16 protein-coding genes are annotated in these 19,210 nt (G+C 72.4%); 13 read left to right on the top strand and 3 right to left on the bottom strand.

Annotation, left to right across the window (positions count from 1 at the left end; genetic code table 11):
* The first annotated feature begins 16 nt into the window (after nt 1-16).
* The 8 genes from NAEX_RS29575 (at nt 17) to NAEX_RS29540 (ending at nt 8,524) form a co-directional block, all read left to right on the top strand.
* Nucleotides 17-766, top strand: a complete 750-nt coding sequence (locus NAEX_RS29575; RefSeq protein WP_096330830.1) for an SIMPL domain-containing protein — start codon at nt 17-19, stop codon at nt 764-766.
* 388 nt (nt 767-1,154) lie between these two features.
* Nucleotides 1,155-2,606: a DNA-3-methyladenine glycosylase 2 gene (locus tag NAEX_RS29570; protein ID WP_096330829.1), complete on the top strand. Its 1,452-nt coding sequence runs from the start codon at nt 1,155-1,157 to the stop codon at nt 2,604-2,606.
* Between the two features lie 5 nt (nt 2,607-2,611).
* Nucleotides 2,612-3,100, top strand: a complete 489-nt coding sequence (locus tag NAEX_RS29565; RefSeq protein ID WP_096330828.1) for a methylated-DNA--[protein]-cysteine S-methyltransferase — start codon at nt 2,612-2,614, stop codon at nt 3,098-3,100.
* Between the two features lie 99 nt (nt 3,101-3,199).
* A complete protein-coding gene (locus NAEX_RS29560) occupies nt 3,200-3,811 on the top strand; it encodes a glutathione S-transferase family protein (protein WP_096330827.1) in 612 nt (203 codons plus the stop codon).
* Nucleotides 3,812-3,927: 116 nt separating this feature from the next.
* On the top strand, nt 3,928-4,434 hold the full coding sequence (locus tag NAEX_RS29555) for a pentapeptide repeat-containing protein (RefSeq protein WP_096330826.1): 507 nt from the start codon (nt 3,928-3,930) through the stop codon (nt 4,432-4,434).
* Nucleotides 4,435-4,741: 307 nt separating this feature from the next.
* On the top strand, nt 4,742-6,094 hold the full coding sequence (locus NAEX_RS29550; RefSeq protein WP_096330825.1) for an aminotransferase class V-fold PLP-dependent enzyme: 1,353 nt from the start codon (nt 4,742-4,744) through the stop codon (nt 6,092-6,094).
* Between the two features lie 181 nt (nt 6,095-6,275).
* Nucleotides 6,276-7,379, top strand: coding sequence for a hypothetical protein (locus NAEX_RS29545; RefSeq protein WP_096330824.1), 1,104 nt, complete (start codon nt 6,276-6,278; stop codon nt 7,377-7,379).
* A 440-nt stretch (nt 7,380-7,819) separates the two neighbouring features.
* Complete coding sequence (locus NAEX_RS29540) at nt 7,820-8,524, top strand: hypothetical protein (RefSeq protein WP_096330823.1); 705 nt, start codon at nt 7,820-7,822, stop codon at nt 8,522-8,524.
* Between the two features lie 264 nt (nt 8,525-8,788).
* Here the strand turns inward: NAEX_RS29540 and NAEX_RS29535 are convergent, their stop codons facing one another.
* Nucleotides 8,789-9,430 (bottom strand): hypothetical protein, encoded by a 642-nt coding sequence (locus tag NAEX_RS29535; protein ID WP_096330822.1) that lies wholly within the window; start codon nt 9,428-9,430, stop codon nt 8,789-8,791.
* 93 nt (nt 9,431-9,523) lie between these two features.
* Between NAEX_RS29535 and NAEX_RS29530 the strand changes: the two genes are divergently transcribed.
* Nucleotides 9,524-9,817: a hypothetical protein gene (locus tag NAEX_RS29530; RefSeq protein ID WP_143140385.1), complete on the top strand. Its 294-nt coding sequence runs from the start codon at nt 9,524-9,526 to the stop codon at nt 9,815-9,817.
* A 764-nt stretch (nt 9,818-10,581) separates the two neighbouring features.
* On the top strand, nt 10,582-11,685 hold the full coding sequence (locus NAEX_RS29525) for an STAS domain-containing protein (RefSeq protein ID WP_245913827.1): 1,104 nt from the start codon (nt 10,582-10,584) through the stop codon (nt 11,683-11,685).
* Nucleotides 11,686-11,741: 56 nt separating this feature from the next.
* On the opposite strand, the gene NAEX_RS29520 is transcribed toward NAEX_RS29525, so the two are convergent.
* Nucleotides 11,742-12,851, bottom strand: a complete 1,110-nt coding sequence (locus NAEX_RS29520) for a hypothetical protein (RefSeq protein WP_096330820.1) — start codon at nt 12,849-12,851, stop codon at nt 11,742-11,744.
* 412 nt (nt 12,852-13,263) lie between these two features.
* Here NAEX_RS29520 and NAEX_RS29515 point away from each other — a divergent pair, with 412 nt between their 5' ends.
* On the top strand, nt 13,264-16,332 hold the full coding sequence (locus tag NAEX_RS29515) for a serine/threonine-protein kinase (RefSeq protein ID WP_170136103.1): 3,069 nt from the start codon (nt 13,264-13,266) through the stop codon (nt 16,330-16,332).
* Between the two features lie 400 nt (nt 16,333-16,732).
* Entirely contained in the window at nt 16,733-16,936 is a 204-nt protein-coding gene (locus NAEX_RS29510) for a hypothetical protein (protein ID WP_096330818.1), read from the top strand.
* Nucleotides 16,937-17,167: 231 nt separating this feature from the next.
* Here the strand turns inward: NAEX_RS29510 and NAEX_RS29505 are convergent, their stop codons facing one another.
* On the bottom strand, nt 17,168-17,935 hold the full coding sequence (locus tag NAEX_RS29505) for a putative immunity protein (RefSeq protein WP_211302494.1): 768 nt from the start codon (nt 17,933-17,935) through the stop codon (nt 17,168-17,170).
* Between the two features lie 351 nt (nt 17,936-18,286).
* Here NAEX_RS29505 and NAEX_RS29500 point away from each other — a divergent pair, with 351 nt between their 5' ends.
* Nucleotides 18,287-19,153, top strand: coding sequence for a hypothetical protein (locus tag NAEX_RS29500; RefSeq protein ID WP_096330817.1), 867 nt, complete (start codon nt 18,287-18,289; stop codon nt 19,151-19,153).
* Nucleotides 19,154-19,210 lie beyond the last annotated feature (57 nt).

Here is a 19,210-nt window from a genome sequence, read left to right as displayed (position 1 = left end):
CGCCTACGCTGAGGCCATGCATCGCTTGACGCTCGTCCTCCTCGCGCTCGCCGGCTGTCAGCCCCCGCCCTGCCCGCGCGAGTCACCCGCCGTGCTCGCCTGGTCGCCCGGCGACCCGGCTGCGACCCCGGTGCCCGGGCGCACGATCACCGTCTCGGGCGCCGCCGAGATCCTCACCGCCCCCGACACCTTCGAGCTGACGATCGGCTTCGACCTCCAGGCCCCCGACCTCAAGCAGGCGCGCGACGACAGCCGCCAGCGGGCCGCCGCCCTGCTCGACGTGGTCGCCCGCAGATCGATCCCCGAGAGCGACGTGCAGACGCAAGAGCTGTCGCTGCAGCCGCGCTACGACAACTACGAGCACCGCAAGATCGTCGGCTACCAGGCCACGCGCAGCCTGGTGGTGACGCTGCACGACCTCGACGACGTCGAACCTGTCCTTTACGACATGCTCGCGGCCGGCGCCAACCGGGTCGACCGCGTGCAGTTCCACAGCAGCGCCGTGCGCGAGAAGCGGGCCGAGGCGCGCGTGCTCGCGGTCCAGGCCGCGCGCGACAAGGCCGCGGCGATGGCCGAAGCGCTCGGCCAGGTGCTGGGCGAGCCGCTGCGCGTCGACGAGGTCGCCCTCGACACCTGGCGTCCTCCCGTCATGAACAACTTCGCCCTGACGAACGACTCGACCCCGCAGATCAGCGACACCGTGGCGACCGGACGGATCCGCGTGCAGGCGAACGTGTCCGTCACGTTCGCGCTGGCGCACCAGTGACGGGGCCTCGGCGGACGTCCCGTCCGATCGGTCGGATCTCCGACCTGAACTCGCACCTGCAACCGATGTGGGACGAGAACGGAGACGTTCCGATCGCGACTGCGCCCAGATCGACGTCGAGCCCGTGGTTCGGGATGGGGCTGGACCGTCCATGCTGATCGTGACGGAATTCAACCCGGCCGGCGAATAGCAGCAGCGGGCGCGAGCACGGCGTCGGTCTCGCGGCAGACGAGGGCGACGGCGTCCCGGTGGCGGTCGCGCCCGCCTTGCGCCCCCGTCCTGCCGCGCGTCGGCCACCAAACCCGCCCCGGTCGCCCGTGCGCCGCGTTGTTGCGGCGACGTCCGAAAACGGCGAGACGGCCGCCCGCCGGCGCGCTACACCGGCCACGTGGAGCTCGACCCCGCCGCCTGCTACGACGCCCTGTGCGCCCGCGACCGCCGCTTCGACGGCGTCTTCTTCGTCGGCGTCACCACCACCGGCATCTACTGCCGGCCGATCTGCCCCGCCCGCACCCCGGGGCGCGGGCGCTGCCAGTTCTTCCGCCGGCCGGCCGAGGCCGAGCGGGCCGGCTTTCGTGCCTGTTTCCGTTGCCGGCCCGAGCTCGCCCCCGGGCGCGCCGCGGTCGACTCGCTGTCGCGGCTGGCGACCGCCGCGCTGGCCCGCATCGACGCCGGCGACCTCAACGACGGCTCGGTCGACGGGCTCGCGCAGCGGCTCGGCGTCAGCGGCCGGCACCTGCGGCGCGCGCTCGAGGCGGAGCTCGGCGCCACGCCGATCGAGCTGGCGCAGACGCGGCGGCTCGCGCTGGCCAAGCAGCTGCTGCAGGACACCGCGCTGCCGCCGGCGGAGGTCGCGTTCGCGGCCGGCTTCGCCAGCGTGCGTCGCTTCAACGCGCTCGTGCAGCAGCGCTTCGGTCGGCCGCCGTCGGCCCTCCGCCGCGAGGGCGGCGAGGCCGCGAGCGGCGACGCCATCGATCTGCGCCTCGACTACCGCCCGCCGCTCGACTGGCCCGCGCTGCTCACGTTCGTGCGCGGGCGCGAGGTCGCCGGCGTCGAGCACGTCGACGACGAGGGCGCATACACCCGCGTCGTCGCGCTCGGCGATCGCGTCGGCTGGCTCCGCGTCAGCTCCGACCCCGCGCGTCCGGCCCTGCGCGTGCGCGTCGCGCTGTCGCTCGCCCCGCACCTCATGGCGATCGTCGCCCGCCTGCGCGGCCTGTTCGACCTCGACGCCCACCCCGACACGATCGCCGCCCACCTGCGACGCGATCCTGTCCTTCGGGCCAGCGTCGATGCCCACCCCGGCCTGCGCGTCCCCGGCGCGTTCGACGGCTTCGAGCTGGCCGCGCGGGCCGTCCTCGGCCAGCAGGTGTCCGTCCGCGCCGCCACCACCCTGTGCGCCCGCCTGGTCGCGCGCTTCGGCCGACCTGTCCCGAAGTCACTGCCGGGCCTGACGGCGGTGTTCCCCGCGCCCGCCGACCTCGCCGCGGCCACGGTCGCCGACGTGCGCGCGATCGGCCTGCCCGAGCAGCGCGCCCGCACCCTCGTCGCCCTCGCCGGCGCGCTCGCCGAGGGCCGCCTCGACCTGTCCCTCGGGGCAGATCCGGCCGGGGCGATCGCCGCGCTCGAGGCCCTGCCGGGGATCGGCCCGTGGACCGCCCAGTACATCGCCATGCGGGCGCTGCGCTGGCCCGACGCCTTCCCCGGCGGCGACCTCGTGGTCCGCCGCGCCCTCGACGTCACCACTACCCGCGCCGCCGAGGCCCGCACCGCCGCCTGGCGACCCTGGCGCGCCTACGGCGTGCTGCACCTGTGGCGCACCGCGTCCTCCGGAGGTTGAAAATCATGACCCGCCTCGTCCAGCGCATCCTGCCCTCGCCGCTCGGCCCGCTGCGCCTCGTCGCCAGCGACCTCGCCCTCGTCGGCATTTACTTCCCCGAGCACCGCCCCGCCCCCGCGCACGCCGGCGAGGACGCCGAGCACCCCCCCGTCCTCGACCTCGCCGCCCGCGAGCTCGACGAGTACTTCGCCGGCCGTCGCCGCCGCTTCACCGTCGCCCTCGACCCGCGCGGCACCGAATTTCAGCGCGCCGTCTGGCGCGCCCTCGCGGCCATCGAGTTCGGCGAGCAGCGCAGCTACGCCGATCTGGCCCGCCAGATCGGTCAGCCCACCGCCGTGCGCGCGGTCGGGGCCGCCAACGGCCGCAACCCGCTGTCGATCGTCCTGCCGTGCCACCGCGTCGTCGCCTCCAGCGGCGCGCTGACCGGCTACGCCGGCGGCCTCGCGGCGAAACAATGGTTGCTCGCGCACGAGCAGCGCCTCGCCGGCGCCTGACCGGCCGCCCCGGCCCGCGCGGATCGACCCGCCCGCTCGCCCGCACCATGCGCGCTCGCGGCCGGTCAGACCGGCGGGTTTCGAATTTAAGGTCCGGCCATGCCCAAGCTGAGCTACTTCGACTTCCCCGGCAGCCGCGGCGAGGAGTGCCGCCTCGCGCTGCACCTCGCCGGCGTCCCCTTCGAGGACGACCGGATCCAGAGCGCCGACTGGCCCGCGCGCCAGGAGCAGACCCCCTACGGTGTACTGCCGACCTTCGAGGTCGAGGGCCGCGGGGTCCTCGCCCAGAGCAACGCCATCCTCGTCTACATCGGCCGCGAGCACGGCCTGCACCCGCGCGACAACTGGATCGCCGCGCGGCACGAGGAGCTCATGCACGCCGCCGAGGACCTGCGCGCGGTCGTCGTACCGGTGCTGCGGATCCAGGACCCCGCCGAGCGCGTCAAGGCGCGCGAGGAGCTGGCCAGCGGCTTCCTCAAGCGCTGGGGTCGCGCGGTGGAGCGCCGCCTCGGCGAGCTCGGCCCCGGTCCCTTCATCTCCGGCGAGACGCTGCACGTCGCCGACCTCAAGCTCTACATGGTTGCGCGGTGGTTCTCGTCCGGCACCGTCGACCACGTGCCGCGCGACGTGTTCGCCGAATTCTCGCGCCTCGGCGGGGTCGAGCGGGCGGTCGCGCAGCACCCGAAGATCGTCGCCTGGTACGCCCGCTGACGCCGCCGGGCCACGCCTCGCGCGCCGGCGCGGCCCGGGTCGCCGTCGCGGCGGGAGCGCGACGACTGCGACCCCGGCCGACCGCCGCCGAGGCCAGGGCGCTCCTGCGCGGCGAGGTGGAGCGAGCCGCCGAGCGCTGGAACACCTGGCGCCGCCGCTCCAACGAGCTCGGCGGCGAGCGGTTTCCGGTCGCGCTGCAGGGCCTCGACCTCGCCGGCGTCGACCTGCGCGCCGACTCGCTGATGGTGTTCGACTTCACCGCGGCCAACCTCGCCGGCGCCGACCTGCGCGGCGTCGACGTGTTCGACGTCGTGTTCCGCAACGCCGATTTGAGCGGCGCCGACTTCACCGGCGGACAGTGCTATCGGACGATCTTCACCGGCGCCAGGCTGACCGGCGCCCGCCTCGGCGCGATGCTCTCGGGCGCCCGCTTCGAGCGCGCCGACCTGACCGACGCCGACCTGCGCGACGCCGACCTGACCGACGCCGACCTGCGCGACGCCGACCTGCAATACGCCGACTTCTCCGGCGCCGACCTGCGCCGCGCCCGGTTGCCGAAGTCGTTGCCGGACGTGAAGCACGACGCCCGCACGCAATGGCCCGAGGGCGTGCGCCCGAAGTGAGCGGCGCTCGCTGCATCCTCTCGTCGCTCGCGCGCCGCCATCCGAGCATTCCTCGCCCCATTCGTCGCCCCCCGTTCGCACACGACGGCTCGCCCGAATCGCTCGGCCGGCGATCCACATTCGCCGCTCGCTCGCGTGCGTCGAGCGCCCGTGCCGCCGCACCGCGCCGGGCGCCACCCTGTTCACCGCACCGATCGCAGCCGACCCGCTCGCCCGTCCTGGCCGCTCGTGCGGCGCACCTCGTCGCCCCGGAGCCCGTCTCGCCGCACAGTCGCTCTGCGCGACTTCGCCGCACTGGAGGCTCGTCATGCAGCTCCATCGTCGTTCGTTCCTCGGCCTGCTCGCCGCCGGAGTGGCCGCCGGCGCCGCAGCGACCGACGGCTCGGCCGCCCCGCTGCCCCCGCGCCTGCGCGACGCGAACGGCGTCGTCGACTGGTCGGCCGTGCGCGGCCAGTTCGCGCTCGACCCGGCGTGGATTCACCTCAGCAGCTTCTTCCTCGTCTCGCACCCCCGGCCGGTGCGCGACGCGATCGAGGCCTGGCGACGGCGGCTCGACGCCAACCCCTTGTTGCTCGAGTCCGCCTTGCTCGACCCGGTGGCCGATCATCACCCGCTCGAGCGGACGAAGGCCGCCCTCGCCGGCTACCTCGGCGGGCGAGCCGAGGACCTCGCCCTCGTGCCGAACACCACCACCGGCCTCGCCCTCGTCTACAACGGCCTGTCCCTGCGGCCCGGGCAGGAGGTCCTCACCACCGAGCACGACCATTATTCGCACCACGAGTCGATCCGCCGGGCCGTCGAAAAGACGGGCGCCAGCCTGCGATTCATCGCCCTGCACGACATGCCGCGCGGCGCCGCAACCACCTCGACCGCCGAGTTGGTCGCGCGGCTCGAGCGGGCGATCCGGCCCGGGACGCGCGCCGTCGGCCTCACGTGGGTGCACTCCTCGACCGGCCTCAAGCTGCCGATCGCCGAGATGGCGCGGGTCGTCGCGCGGGCCAACGCCGGCCGCGGCGCCGGCGATCGCTGCCTCCTGATCGTCGACGGCGTCCACGGCGTCGGCGTCGAGGACGTCGACGTCCCTGTCCTGGGCGCCGACTTCTTCGTCGCCGGCGCGCACAAGTGGCTCCTCGCCCCGCGTGGCACCGGCTTCATCGCCGGCCGTGCCGGCGCCTGGCCAAAGCTGCGGCCCACCGTCCCCAGCTTCGATTTTTCCGATCGCTCGATCTGGGACGCGTGGATCCATCGCACCGCCGCTCCGCCGACCCGGGCCTCGCACGTCTCGCCCGGCGGCTTCATCGCCTTCGAGCACCTCTTCGCCGTGCCCGACGCGATCGCCTTCCACCATCAGCTCGGCCGCCCGCAGGTCGCCGCGCGGATCGCCGAGCTCAACCACATCCTCCGCGCCGGGCTGGCGGCGATCCCCGGCGTCGTCGTCCACACCCCGCAGGACCCCGCGCTCGCCGCCGGCATCGTCGCCTTCGAGGTCGACGGCTTCGAACCCGACGAGGTCGTCGCCCGCCTGCACGGGCGCAAGATCGTCGCCACCAGCAGCCCCTACGCCGTCTCCTTCGTGCGCCTCGCCGCCGGCGTCATGAACTCGTACGCCGACGTCGACGTCGCGCTGGCGGCCGTCCACAGCATCGCCACCGGCGCGTGACGACCTCCGCGCTCGCCCCCCCGCGAATCCCTCGAACCCACGCGCAGCCGCGCGATTCATCGTACTCCGGCCCCGACCGAGCGGGCCTGCCCCGAACGATGCCGCGCCCGCGCACCGGCCGCGAGCGATGCCCGGAAATTTGCCGTGCACGAGCCTCGCCGCCCCGCATATCATCGTCCCCATGCGGACGGCGATGCGGCGGGGCGTGGCGGTGGTCGGTACGATGTGGGTGCTGGGGTGCAGTTCACCGGCGGGGCGCGACGTCACCGCGACCGCCCCCGTCACCGGCGACGCGCCCACCGGCACCTCCACCACCGAGGCCACCACGCCGACGACCACGGAGCCCACGGGCAGCACGACCCAGCAGGCCACCACCGACGACACCAGCGCCGGCCCCGGCAGCACCACCACCGGCACCACCGGCGGCGGCCCGATCTTCGACCTCGGCAGCCTGCCCGACATGCCGCCCCCGCCGCCGCTCCCGCTGCCGCAGCTGTGGTACTCCGTCGAAGATCTGCTGGTCTACATCGAGCTGAACCCGGCCGACGGCACCGTCGCGCAGCTCGTCACCCACACGATCGTCAACGATCCCACGATCGCCGGCATCGTCAACTCGTGCAGCCTGACCATGCTCGCGGACGGCTCGCTGCTCGGCGGGCGCGGGGTCGACGGCCAGACCCGCCTGTTCCACATCCCCGCGCCGCCGACCGACGGCAGCGACGTCGAGGTCGTCATGCTCGGCGACATGCCGGACGGCATCTACATCGAGGCGCTCTACACCGATTGCGACGGCCGCATCTACCTGATGGACACCGGCCTCGACAACGTCAGCAACACCGGCAATCGCCTGCTGCGATTCACCGGCGACTACCTCGCCGGCGACCTCTCGTATGAAGTGATCACCGACCTCATGGTCGCCGTCTCGGCCGACATCGACGACATGGGCCCCGGCATCGACGCCCGGGGCGCCGTCATCGACAACCCCGGCTTCGGCATCGATTCCGGCTCGATCTACAACCTCGATTACACCACCGGCACCGGCACGATGCTCGGCATGGGCGGCACCTACGGCATCCACTCGCTCGGCGGCCCGCTGTTCGACGACGGGGTCTCGCGGCTCTACGTGCTCAGCGTCGACGCCGAGGTGTTCGCCGCCGACCCGGCCACCCTCGCGCTCTCGCCCGTCCTGGCCACCGGCCCGGGCCTCGCCAGCGGCAACCCGCCCGGCGACACCGGCTTCGCCGGCCCGCTGACCGAGTGCAACACCGGCTTCCCGCAGGGCTAGCAGGTTGCTGAAGTGCTCGGATCTGAGCCTCATCGCTGGGTCGAATCACCTGTCCGGAAGGACTTGTTGGGCCGGCCGGAGCGCACGCGAAGTGGTGACCATCGAGGCCCGCTCGAGGGCGATGTCCGACCACTGGAGCCCGAGGATCTCACCGCGGCGGAGCCGCGCGCCGCATCGACGGGCCGGACGGGTGGCCTAGGCGGGCCGCCCAAGGGGCTCGCCAGCGTCGACGGCGGACTGGTGCGCTGGCGGTTTCTGGCAACAAGCGGGGTATCGCTCAAGGAGGCGTGCCCGCCGGAGCCCGTCGGCGGCCTCGCGCGGGACCTCGAGCGTCTCCGGTATCTCTCCCCTGCTCGTGCCGCACGCCTTCGCGGCGACGCGTCGCGGTCTGCAGCGCGGCTGTCGACAGATCGCGGCACGCGCGCGTACATTCGGAGCCCGTGCCGAGAGCTGTCATTCTGCTCGTCCTTGTCGGGTGCACCTCCGGGTCGGATGCCACGCGGGACCGCGGCGGCGAGCGATCGAGCGAGGCCAGAGCGATCGAGGCCAGAGCGACCGGAACTGCCGTCACTGCGGTCGTCGTTGCAGGCGCCGCACCGGTCGTGGCGGCGGGTGACGGGGCCGCCATCGCGCAGGTTGCCGCCGATCGCACCTTGACCATGACGCTGCCGCGCCCGATCTCGAGCAAGCCACCGGTGACCGTGCTGATGCGCCTTCCCGATGGCTGGTCGCAGCAACCCGGCGATCGTGGCGAGGTCACGCTGCGGCCCGTCAATGAGGGAGCCAAGTTGCCGTACATGGAGGTGCTCGTCAGCGCAGAAAACCTCGAACCAAGCACGATGCGGCAGGTGCTCCAGCGCAGCGTGATTACCCCGCTGAAGACGAGCGTCCCCGATGTCCAGGTGCGGCGAGTGATCACCGACGCGCATCGTGACCATCGATTCGTCCTCAGCCTCGAGATCGAGAGCGCGCTGACCGAACCGAGCCGCTATGTCGAGACCCGGTGCCTGGCCTACGTGGATTCAGGAGGCTTCGCGGTCGAGCTGAAGGGAAAGGCGGCGATGGACGATGCGAAGCTCGTGGATGTGTTCGAGGCCGCGTGCGCGAGCCTGGAGGTCCAGGCGCTGCCCGCTGGGGACCGCTGAGCATCGGCGCGAGCGTCGACGCACGAGCCTCGACGGGTTGCGCTGGCGCGGCCGTCGAGATCTATCCGAGCTCGGGCTCCGTCGTCGCTCCTGCCCGTCGCCCATCGTGAGGTCGAGCGTGCGCGACGGCCTCCCGCCACGGTCTATATCAACCCCCCGCGCCGTTCCGAGTGCGGCCTTCACGAGTACGACGTCCATGTCCATACGGACAGGTGTATCGCAGACGGCCCATTCTCCGATTGCCACGCCGGCGAAATCTCACACTCACTCAACCTGACCAACACCTTGTCTCATAGTCATTGACAGGCTCCGCATCTCGTGATCGTGAATGTGGGACCACTGCTCGACGAAATTCGCGTCGACGCGGCGCACGATGACATCGCGGTTGATCACGCCTGGCATGAAGGTGCCGCCGACGAGCATCAGGTCACCGGCCGCGCCGATCGGCACAATGTCACTCCAAAAGCCTCGGGGGATCTGCTGGATCGTCTCCGAGAGGATTGCGCCGTCGGCGTCGAGCACGACCATCAGCGCTTGCTGGCTGTCCTCGTCCCTCACGTAACCGACGCCAACCACTCGCTCAGCGGTCGCCGTGATCCCCGTGCCGTATGCCCCCTTCCAACCGGCCTGGGTGGCTGTGCGCCATGCGAGTCCGCCGGTGACGGGGTCATGGCGACGGACGGTGAACAGGCCCCCGCCGTCCTCGAGGCCATCTGTGCCCACCGAGTAGAGCGCACCATCGGCGAGTGCGAGGTCCGAGGTATCCGCATGGCCGGGGCGGGGCTCCTCGGCGAAGCGCCAGAGCTCGCCGCTCTCCGTGTCGAAGGCGCGCACGATCGACGTACGCACCTCGGCTGCGACCTCCTCCGAACCCGCGACAAAGATCTTTCCGTCATCGTCGAGCACGACGTCGAGGAATGGTCCTCGCGTTCGGCGCCGTCAAAAGTGCGTCGCCATAGTTCCTTGCCCTCGGGTGACAGCGCGATGATCAAACCGTCCTTGCTCTCGACCGTCTCCGCCCCGACCACGATGATCCGCCCGGCCTTGTCGACGGCGACACCGAACGCCACATCGCGCTCGTTGGCAACGCCGTCGCGTGTGTACGTCCACGCGATCGAGGCGACCGGCTCATCACTGCTCCCGGTGGTGGTCGGCTCGGCGTTCGTCCCGGTTGACGGACCGGTCGACGACTCGCCGCCCCCCTCCGTGCTCATGCCCGGCGATGTGGGGCCGCAGGCGGCGACGAGGACTAGGCACACCAGCGACACCCGGGCCTTGAACATGTGGGCATGAATCACGACGTGAGCACCGCACGGGTCCAGCGCGTGAGCACCCCGCGGATGTCGCCCTGGGCCTACATCCGCGATCTGCTGTACCTGTTCCCGTCGTGGCCCCGACGCCGCGCAACGGCTCGCCACCAACGTCTTCCGCCGTGCGTCGCTCGCCATGCATGCGAGCGAGGTGTAGCCGAACGCCAACTCAACCGGGAACGTAGCTCACCGGACGCTTACCATCGACGTCGAGCCCGGCAAGGGCGAGTCCCGCTTCGGGACGAGCGAGCTCGTCGACGTCCTGCGCCCGCTTGCTTCGCTGCGGCAATGAACGTCGGCTGAGCCCAGCCCACCACACGAGACTCAAAGGAGCTCGAGACCATGTCTGCAGTCGAAAGACTCGATGAAATGAGACGGCCCAGGCGCTCGCAGTCGTTCACGACGATGTGACCGCGGACGTGCCGACCGTTTATCGAGGCCATGGTCGCGCCAGGCCCCGCCGGTCGCTCCCACTGGAACGATCCAGTTATCAGCTGCAGGTCCGGGCGCGCCGCCGCCTCGACCACGGCGTCGACGGCCCCGCGCGCCCTCGCTCCGCGCTCGGAGGGGCGTTGCATCCGCACGCAACATCGCGCCGTGACACCGAGCCGCTGCGCTCTTGCAACCGAGCCACGCTCGCCGCGACGCGCAGGCGCGTCGTCGATCGCAGGCAATCCCATGACGGCGCCGAGGTCGCGCGATCGCGGATGACGCCGGAAAAACGCCGGTCGGACGAAGTTCTTCGTGGTGCGAGCGCCGAGAACGTGGTTCATTCAGGCCCACCACATGATCGAGCGCGCGACCTTGGGGGGACTCGAGTTTGAGTACGACGCCGACCGCGGGAACATCCGAATGGCGGGCAACCCGGCGATCTTCATCTGGACCGAGAGCACGCTGGCCGGCCTGCTCTCCGGCCTGCAGCGCATGGTCGGCACCGACCGCTTCCGGCTCGCGCTGCACGGCGGCGGCCGGGACGGCGTCGACGGCGACTGGGCCTACATCTCGCAGTACCCCACGTTCGAGGAGGGCTTCACCGCGCTGATCCACGTCGCCGCCACCTTCGGCTGGGGTCGATGGGAGCTCGTCGCGCTCGACCGCGCGGCCAGGCGGGCCGTCGTGCGCGTCCACCACCACTGGGAGACCGACATCCAAAAGGTGCTCGGCGTCAGTTGGGGCGCGAGCTACCTCGGCGGCAAGTTCGCCGGCATCTTCCAGCGCCACTTCGGCGTCTCGCAGTGCTGGGCCGAGCAGGTCGCCTTCGTCACCAACGGCGACAAGTACGACGAATTCGTGATCACTCCCTCCGAGGCCAGCCTGGAGGACCGGCTCGAGCACATGCTCGCCACCGACGACGCGACCCGGGCCGACCTGGCGGTCGCGCTCGAGCGCCTGCGCAAGGAGGTCGAGGAGCGCACCGAGGCCGAGCAGCGTCTGCTGGAGAAGCTCAGCCTGATCGCCCGCCAGGAGGACGCCATCCGCGCCCTCGCCGCCCCGATCATCGAGGTCTGGGAGGGCGTGCTCACCCTGCCGCTGATCGGCACCGTCGACAGTCAGCGCGCCGCCGAGACCATGGGCCGCCTGCTCGACACGATCATCCAAAAGAAGGCGCGCTACACCATCATCGACCTGACCGGCGTCGAATTCATCGACACCGCCACCGCCGAGCATCTGCTGCGGCTGGTGCTCGCGGCAGAGCTGCTGGGGGCGCGCTGCATCATCACCGGCATCCGCCCCACGATCGCCCAGACCATGGTCTCGATCGGCGTCGACCTGGGCAAGCTCACCACCCTCGCCAGCCTGCGCGACGGTCTGGTGTATTGCATCGACCAGACGCGCCCCGCCAAGCGCTGAGCCGCCGGACGACGCCCGCGAATCGCGTCGCGGGCCCCGCCCCTCCCCCGCAGCAATCACCAGAGGTCGGCCGGGACCTTGACGCCGAGCACCGCGTAATCGTCGAGGTTCGAGGCGTCGCAGTGCGGCAGCGCGTCCCAGCCGACCAGCGACAGCACCGGATCGATCCACAGGCGGTGCATGCCGGTCTGGAGCGAGCCGCCCCGGCAGGTCGCGCCGGGCTCGCCGTAGCCGGCCTCGATGTCCCAGTTGTTCTCGGAGGTCCAGGTGAAGAGGCCGCCGATCGGGTCGTGCGGCGAGATCTGCTTCCCCGGGATCGTGCGCGAGCCGTCCGCGTGCCAGGCCATCCACATGAGCAGCATCGGCGTGCGCTGGCTCGGGTCGAGGCCGCGGGGAGCGTTCGAGTCGTAGAAGGCGTTGAGCCGGTACTGGCCCTTCGACACCGCGCCGTTGAGGCAGCCGTTGATGAAGGTGCCCGGGGCGACCTCGATCCTCGGCGTACCCTTGCCGATCGACAGCGCCACGTTGGGGCTCAGCACCGAGCTGAACTTGTACGCGCTGCCGAGCTGGCCGCCCTCGGTCTCGTTCGGGCAGGTGTGGTACCAGCCCTCGTCCGTCTCGTGCTCGGGGTAGAGCTCGGTGTCCGCCGGCACGACGTCGGTCACGAACGTGTAGCGGCAGATCGTGATCGTGGGCTCGTAGAGGCCGGGCTCGCACTCCGCGTCGGCGATCTTCAGGTGCGCGAGCTCCCGAGACCCGTCCGCGTGCGAGTCGAGGTAGACGTAGAACCTCGCGCCTTCGACGGCCTCGCCGCCGATGACCGTGTTGGTCACGACCGACCGCAGCCGCAGCTCGCCGTTGTCGGCGACCGAGATCTGGGCCACGCCCTCCTGCGTCCCGCCGAAGTAGGCGGTGGCGCCCTCGATGAACACGTCCGCGGTCTCGTTCTCGACCGGCGAGTTGAACGCCATCGCCACGTTGCTCAGGTAGTGGTCGCCGACCTTCGAGGTGTTGTTGATCGGCGGCGGCGTGCAATCCGGGGTGGTGCAGCGGAGCGCGACGTCGTCGTCCGCGGCGAACTCCGGCCCTGTCGCGTCGTCGCAAGCGGCGCCGAGGATGAACGTGGAAGCGAGGAGGAGAGAGATGGTGTTGGTGGAGGTGCGCATTGTAGTGCCCGAACTACGTCCGGGAGGGTGATCGGGGACCGCGGATCAATTGCCGCGCGCTCGAGTTTTTTCGCCGACCCCCGCGCTCGAGCGCGAGCGCCCGCGTGAGCCGGGCGGCAGCCCGATCCGCGACCGACGTCGCACCGCAGCGAAGCCCGATCGCGGGGTGGCTGCCCGCGCGACCTGGTCGAGGGCTGCGTGTCGGCCCGAGGTCTTCGCGGACCTGCCCCTCTTCATCCTCCGCCGCGCGCTCATGCCTTCGCGGTCTGCTTTCCCGCGTCCGCGAGTTTCCGTCACGGATCCCGTCGACCTCGCCCGCGCGATGACGCACGCGCGCCGGACGGGCCTTCACGCCCTGTCAACCGGCAGCTTGGCCTCGAATCGGCCACACTACCGGCGGAGTCGACCTGCCATGGCGAGCGACCGAGGTACCTGCGACGAGGCCGACGGGGCCGACGCGCGCACGCCCGCGGTCCTCGGCGACGGCGACACGCTCCCGCGGGCGATGGCGCCGCTGAAGCAGGGCGAGGACCCGCTCGACAAGAAGCTGGTCAAGCGGGCCCTGTTCCCGCGCCGGACCACGCCGGTCCAGATCGGTCGCTTCCAGATCTTGAGCCTCATCGGCCGCGGCGGCATGGGCGTCGTCTACGCCGCCTACGACGACCTGCTCGACCGCAAGGTCGCGGTCAAGGTGCTGCTCGCCGACACCGCCCGCGACCCCGCGCTCGCGCGCAGCCGGTTGATGCGCGAGGCGCAGGCGATGGCGCGGCTGTCTCACGCCAACATCGTCAGCGTCCACGAGGTCGGCCAGGACGACGGCCAGGTGTTCGTGGCGATGGAGTTCGTCCGCGGCACCACGCTCGAGGCGTGGGCGCAGCAGGACCGCCCCTGGCGCGAGGTCGTCGCCACCTTCGTCCGCGCCGGCCGCGGCCTCGAGGCCGCCCACCAAGCCGGCCTCATCCACCGCGACTTCAAGCCCGCCAACGCGATGGTCGCCGACGACGGCGCGGTCAAGGTCCTCGACTTCGGCCTCGCGCGCGCGGCCGACGACCGCGAGCGCGCGCCGTCCGACCTGCCGCAGCACGTCACGCCGGGCGACTCGCACCTGACCCCGCTCACGCGCACCGGCGCGGTCCTCGGCACGCCGGCGTACATGTCCCCGGAGGCGCACCGCGGCGAGCCGTCGACCGCGGCGAGCGACCAGTTCAGCTTCTGCGTGTCGCTGTATCAGTGCCTCTACAGGCAGCCGCCGTTCGACACCACCTCGCTGGCGACGCTGCTCGCCGACCTGCGCCGCGGCGCCGTCGCCCCGCCGCCCGCGGGCACGCCGGTGCCGGCGCGCGTGTATCGAGCGATCCGCCGCGGCCTGTCGCTCGCGCCGGAGGACCGCTTCCCGTCGATGACGGCGCTGCTCGCCGCGCTCGAGCACGATCCGCGCGCGGCCCAGCGACGCCTCGCCGCGCTCGCCGTCACCGCGGCGGTCACCGCGGCCGCCGGCTTCGTCGCGGCGAGCAGCGGCGGCTCCGAACCGCAGCGCTGCCCCGACGCCTCCGCGGAGCTCGCGGGCGTGTGGGACGACGAGCGAGCGCAGGCCGTCCGCGCGGCCCTCTCGGCGATCGGCAGCCCCGCTGCCGCGGACGCGCTCGCCGGCGTGCTGCCGCGGATCGACGCCTACGCCGCGGCGTGGGTCGAGATGCGCAACGAGGCCTGCCTGACCCACGCCGAGGCGCGCCAGTCGGCGGCGCTGTTCGACCTCCGCACCGCCTGCCTCGACCAGCGGCGCGCCGGCCTCGACACGCTGGTCGCCGCGCTCACGCAGGTCGACGCGGCCGGGCTCGACAGCGCGGTCCAGGCGAGCGTCAACCTGCCCGCGCTGGCCCGCTGCGCCGACGCCGAGGCGCTGACCGCCGACATCCCCCCGCCCGACGACCCGCGGCTGCGCCTGCGCGTCCAGGCTCACCGCGAGACCCTCGCGCGCGCCCAGGTCCGCGAGGACGCCGGGCAGTACGCGCTCGGCCGGACCCTGGTCGAAGATGTCCTCGCGGACAGCTCGGCGCTGGCCTACGAGCCGCTGCACGCCGAGGCGCTGCTGCGCGCCGGCAGCCTGGCGATGGAGGCCGGCGACCACCACGCGGCCGAGCGGGCCTTCACCGACGCCATGCAGCTTGCGATCGGCTGCGGGCACGAGGCCGTCGCCGCGGTCGCCAGCTCGAAGCACGCCTTTTTGCGCGCGGTGCCGCTGAACCAGCTCGCCCAGGCGCAGGCCGAGCTGCCGCTGGCGACCGCGCTCAACCGGCGCGTGCGCCACGAGGTCGACCTGTACGCCGAGTTCCTCAACAACCTCGGCGTCGTCGAAGCCACCGGCGGCGAGCTGGCCGCGGCGCGCCAGCACTGGGAGGAGGCCGTGGCCCTGCGCGAGCGTCACGGCCGCGGCGAGACTCTGGGCGGCCTCAACACCCGGGCCAACCTCGGCTGGTTGGCCCACTCCGAGCGCCGCGACGAGGACATGCTGGCGATCTACACCCGCACCGCCGCGCTGTCCGAGCAGCTGTTCGGCCCGCACCACGCGGTGCACCTGCGCTACGCGTTCCTCCTCGCCGGCGGCCTCGGACGCCTCGGGCGCCCGCGCGAGGCGATCGCCCGCCTCGCCGACCTCGAGCAGCGCTTCGATCGCCTCGGCAACGACTACATGCACGGCCAGGTCCTGCACATGCTCGCGCTGCTCGAGATCGACGAGGGCCGGCTGGCCGCCGCGCGCGAGCACCTCGACCGCGCGCTCGCGGCCGTGCCGGAGTCGTCGTGGGTGTTCGACGCGGTGCTGTGCGAGCGCGTCCACCTGCTCGGGGTCGAGGGCGACGCGCCCGGGATGCAGCGCGAGTACGACCGCGCCGTGGCGCGGCTGCCCGCCCCGCCCGACCCGCTCGGGCGCAGCCATCGCTGCCTGCTGTACAACCGCGCCCAGGCCCTCGACGCGCTCGGACGCACCGCCGAGGCGCTGGCGCCGCTCGAGCAGATCCTCGCGGCGCTGGCCGCCGAGCGCACGCTCGAGGTCGCGGAGATATCGCTGGCGCTCGGCGAGCTGCGGCTCAAGCTCGGCATCCTCGACGAGGCCGAGGCCGACCTCCGACGCGCGCTCGCCGGCTTCGAGCGCGTCGTCCCTCCCGGCAACCTGACGATCGCCCGCAACCTGCTCGCGCTCGCCGAGCTGGCCCTGACCCGCCGCCGCTTCGACGACGCGGCCGACCTCGCCGGCCAGGCGCTGGCCCTCTACGGCGCCGTCGCCGAGCCCGACCACCTGCCGGTGGCCCGGGCCCGCTTCGCCCGCGCGCAGGCGCTGACCGGACCCGCGACCGCCGCTCCGCTGCAGGCGCGCGCCGAGGCCGAGGCCGCGCTGGCGATCTGGCGCGCCAAGTCGCGGACCGAGGACGCCGAGCGCGCCCTGAGCTGGCTCGCCGCGCACCCGGCCGCGCCGCCTCTCTAACGTGTCTCTTTGGCCATGTCCGAATAGACATGGCGAAAATGTACCTTCATGCGCCCATCGTCCCGCGCCGCCGCCCATTCTTATGGCCCTCGAAGACATGTCCCAAGGGCCATCCGATGCCTCGCAGCCCCCGCGGGATCCGCTCGCCGCGGTGCGACCACGCGCTCGCAGACGCAAGTGAGCCACGTGGGCCGGGCGCGAGCGGCTCGCCGGCCAGCGGGGCGGCGGGCCCCCGCGTCAACGCCTCGGAGGATCCGCCGTCGCGGGTCGCCGGCGTTTCGTGGTAGCCCCCGAGCGCGGGGGGTAAGGATGATGCGAGCGCGGCCCGGGTGGGCGAGCATGTGGTTGGCGGCGGCGATCGGCTGCGGCGGCGGCGGCGGGGCCGGCACCGAGAGCACGGGTGATCTCGAAGACCTTCCACGTCAGCGAGCTCCTGTTCCAGGCCCGCGCGATGGCCCAGATCCCCCCCGGCTACGTCGACGAGGCGATGGCCTTCTTCACGACGGAGATCGTGCCGGACCCGATGACCTTCAAGCGCAACTCCGATCAGGAGCTGATCAACAACTTCACCGCCGCGCTGCAGACCGTGACGAACGGGAAGTGATTGTTTTCCCGAGGGCGAGGCGACGTGCTCACGCCGACGCGGTGGTGACCCCACGTCGTCCGTCGACTCCTCCTGCAGGTCGCCGCAGCGGACGACCTGGGCCATGCGCGAGGACCTCCGCGTGCTCGGCCGCCGGCGCGCCCTCGAAGCCGTGGAAGCGACGGCCTGCCGGTCCGTCCAGGCGACGCCATGCGTCGCTCGACGAGCGCGCGCGAGGCCCTCTGCTCGCCCTCAGGCGCGGAGAGCGGCGTCGAGATCGCGAATGAGCTCTCCCACGCGCCCACCCCCGGGCGGCGCGGCGGGCAGACGGCCGAGCACCGCGATGACGGCCGCTGGCGCGCGGTGACGGGCCCATTCGAGCGTCCCCGCAGGGGCCCGCGGGTCTGCTCCGGATGCCAGCTCTTCTGCTCGTGCCGCATGCGCTGCCGCACCGAGGATGTGCTTCACCTGATGCGCGCTCGCCTTGGGATGAAGATACGCGGCGGCGGCTGCGTGGCACGCCGCGTGGGCCGCGTCGGCCGCAGCGGGTGAAGCGGCCTCTCGCGCCGCTCTGTACGCCGCCCACCCCATCTGCCGCAGCGCGGCCGTGCGCCGGCCGCCCCCGGCGAACGCGTATGCGGCGTCGATGGCCTCGCGCGGGCGCGGGTCCGCAGGGACATGCTGCTCGAAGATGGGCAGCACCCGGCGTGCACAATCCGCCGCATAGCCGGCGATCTCACGAAGTTCCTGTTCGCTCAGCGCAATGTTGTCCGGCTCCGTCGGCACGCCTCGATCATGCCACGGGCGCATCGCGCAGCAGCGTGAACCTGCCGCGCCCGGCAGGGCCGGCCACGCACGCTGCGCCGAGGACACCTTCGCGTCGATCGACAAAGCGGCCGACTCTCCATGCTCGCCCGCAGCGTCCTGCAGAGGCGCGAGGTCCGTCGGCCCGGCGCCGAGGCGCGACGGGAAGCTCGGAGAGGTCGATCCGCTCCGCATGCCCTCGTCGAGCTCGACCACGAGCCGCGCCTCCTCGTCGCCCAGCGCGAGCGCTCCGTGCTCGGCGCGAGTCCGACGAACTCTCGCCGGCCCACGCGTCGTCGCTCTCGCGGCTGAACCTCTCGTCTCGCTCAGGCCAGCGCACGGAGCTCGCCTTCAACCTGGCAGAGCTCCGACGACCCGGACTGCCGAGCCCCGCGGGAAGCGCGCACAAATCCCTGCCGGCCTGGTATTTCTGACGAAATCATGCCAACAATGCTCTCAAACCGCTCAAATCATCCGAGCATTTTCGCGCAGAGATGTCGGCTCCCCATGTCCAGACTTCCGCTTGTTGTCCTCCTCGCGCTGCTCGCCTGCGGACCGGAAGCGCCCATGTCGACCGAGAGCAGCACCGGCACGACCGCGCCCGGGACCGCGGGCCTCACCACCACCACGGCTCCTGACCCCGCGAGCGAGCCCACCACGAGCCTCGACACCGGCACGGGCAGCACCACCTCGACCGCGACGACCGGCGACGGCACCTTCATCATCCCCTTCGACGGAGGCACGTGCGGCGCCGCCTTCGGCGAGTACCAGGTCCGCTGCACCGAATGCAACACGTGGGTGCAGGACTGCTGGGAGGGCGCCAAGTGCAGCCCCTACTCGGGCGACGGCGACGCCGACTGGGAGGCGCTCAAGTGCGTCGACCTCGACCCCGCGCCCGACCACCCCGGCGACCCCTGCACCGTCGAGGGTCACGGGGCCAGCGGCGTCGACAGCTGCGACGGCCACTCGATGTGCTTTCACGTCGACCCCGACACCCTCGGGGGCACCTGCGTCCCGTTCTGCCAGGGCTCGCCGGAGACGCCCGAGTGCCCGGCGGGCACCACCTGCATGATCGCCAACGAAGGCGTGATCGCCCTCTGTCTGCCGACCTGCGACCCACTCGCCCAGACCTGTCCCGAGGGCCAGGCATGCGTCGCCGCCTCCGTCGACCCCGACGCCTTCTTCTGCCTCCCGGGCGCAGGCGGCCAGGGCCAGGCGTTCGACAGCTGCGACGCCGCCTGCGACCCCGGCCTGTGGTGCGGAGAGCCCGAGCTCGCCGGTGAGTGCGACCCCGAGGCGCTCGGCTGCTGCCTGCCCTTCTGCGACCTGAACCTGCCGCAGTGCCCCGGCCCGATGCTCCAGTGCCTGCCCTTCTTCGCCCTGGGCGACGCCCCCGCCGGCCTCGAGCACCTCGGCCTCTGCCGCCTCCCTTAGGTCATGTCCAGGAGGACATGCCCTCACCACCATGTCTTCTCGACCACCTCATTTGTC

It is taken from the genome of Nannocystis exedens, assembly GCF_002343915.1.
GTDB classification, from domain to species: Bacteria; Myxococcota_A; Polyangia; order Nannocystales; family Nannocystaceae; genus Nannocystis; species Nannocystis exedens.
This window is presented reverse-complemented; position numbering and strand designations above follow the sequence as displayed.

What these genes read in the sequence shown, in the direction of transcription:
- NAEX_RS29575 (WP_096330830.1), top strand. Translation starts at nt 17, where the DNA reads ATGCATCGCTTGACGCTCGTCCTCCTCGCGCTCGCCGGCTGTCAGCCC.
- NAEX_RS29560 (WP_096330827.1), top strand. Translation starts at nt 3,200, where the DNA reads ATGCCCAAGCTGAGCTACTTCGACTTCCCCGGCAGCCGCGGCGAGGAG.
- NAEX_RS29520 (WP_096330820.1), bottom strand. Translation starts at nt 12,851, where the DNA reads ATGCGCACCTCCACCAACACCATCTCTCTCCTCCTCGCTTCCACGTTC.
- NAEX_RS29545 (WP_096330824.1), top strand. Translation starts at nt 6,276, where the DNA reads ATGCGGACGGCGATGCGGCGGGGCGTGGCGGTGGTCGGTACGATGTGG.
- NAEX_RS29500 (WP_096330817.1), top strand. Translation starts at nt 18,287, where the DNA reads ATGTCGACCGAGAGCAGCACCGGCACGACCGCGCCCGGGACCGCGGGC.
- NAEX_RS29550 (WP_096330825.1), top strand. Translation starts at nt 4,742, where the DNA reads ATGCAGCTCCATCGTCGTTCGTTCCTCGGCCTGCTCGCCGCCGGAGTG.
- NAEX_RS29565 (WP_096330828.1), top strand. Translation starts at nt 2,612, where the DNA reads ATGACCCGCCTCGTCCAGCGCATCCTGCCCTCGCCGCTCGGCCCGCTG.
- NAEX_RS29515 (WP_170136103.1), top strand. Translation starts at nt 13,264, where the DNA reads ATGGCGAGCGACCGAGGTACCTGCGACGAGGCCGACGGGGCCGACGCG.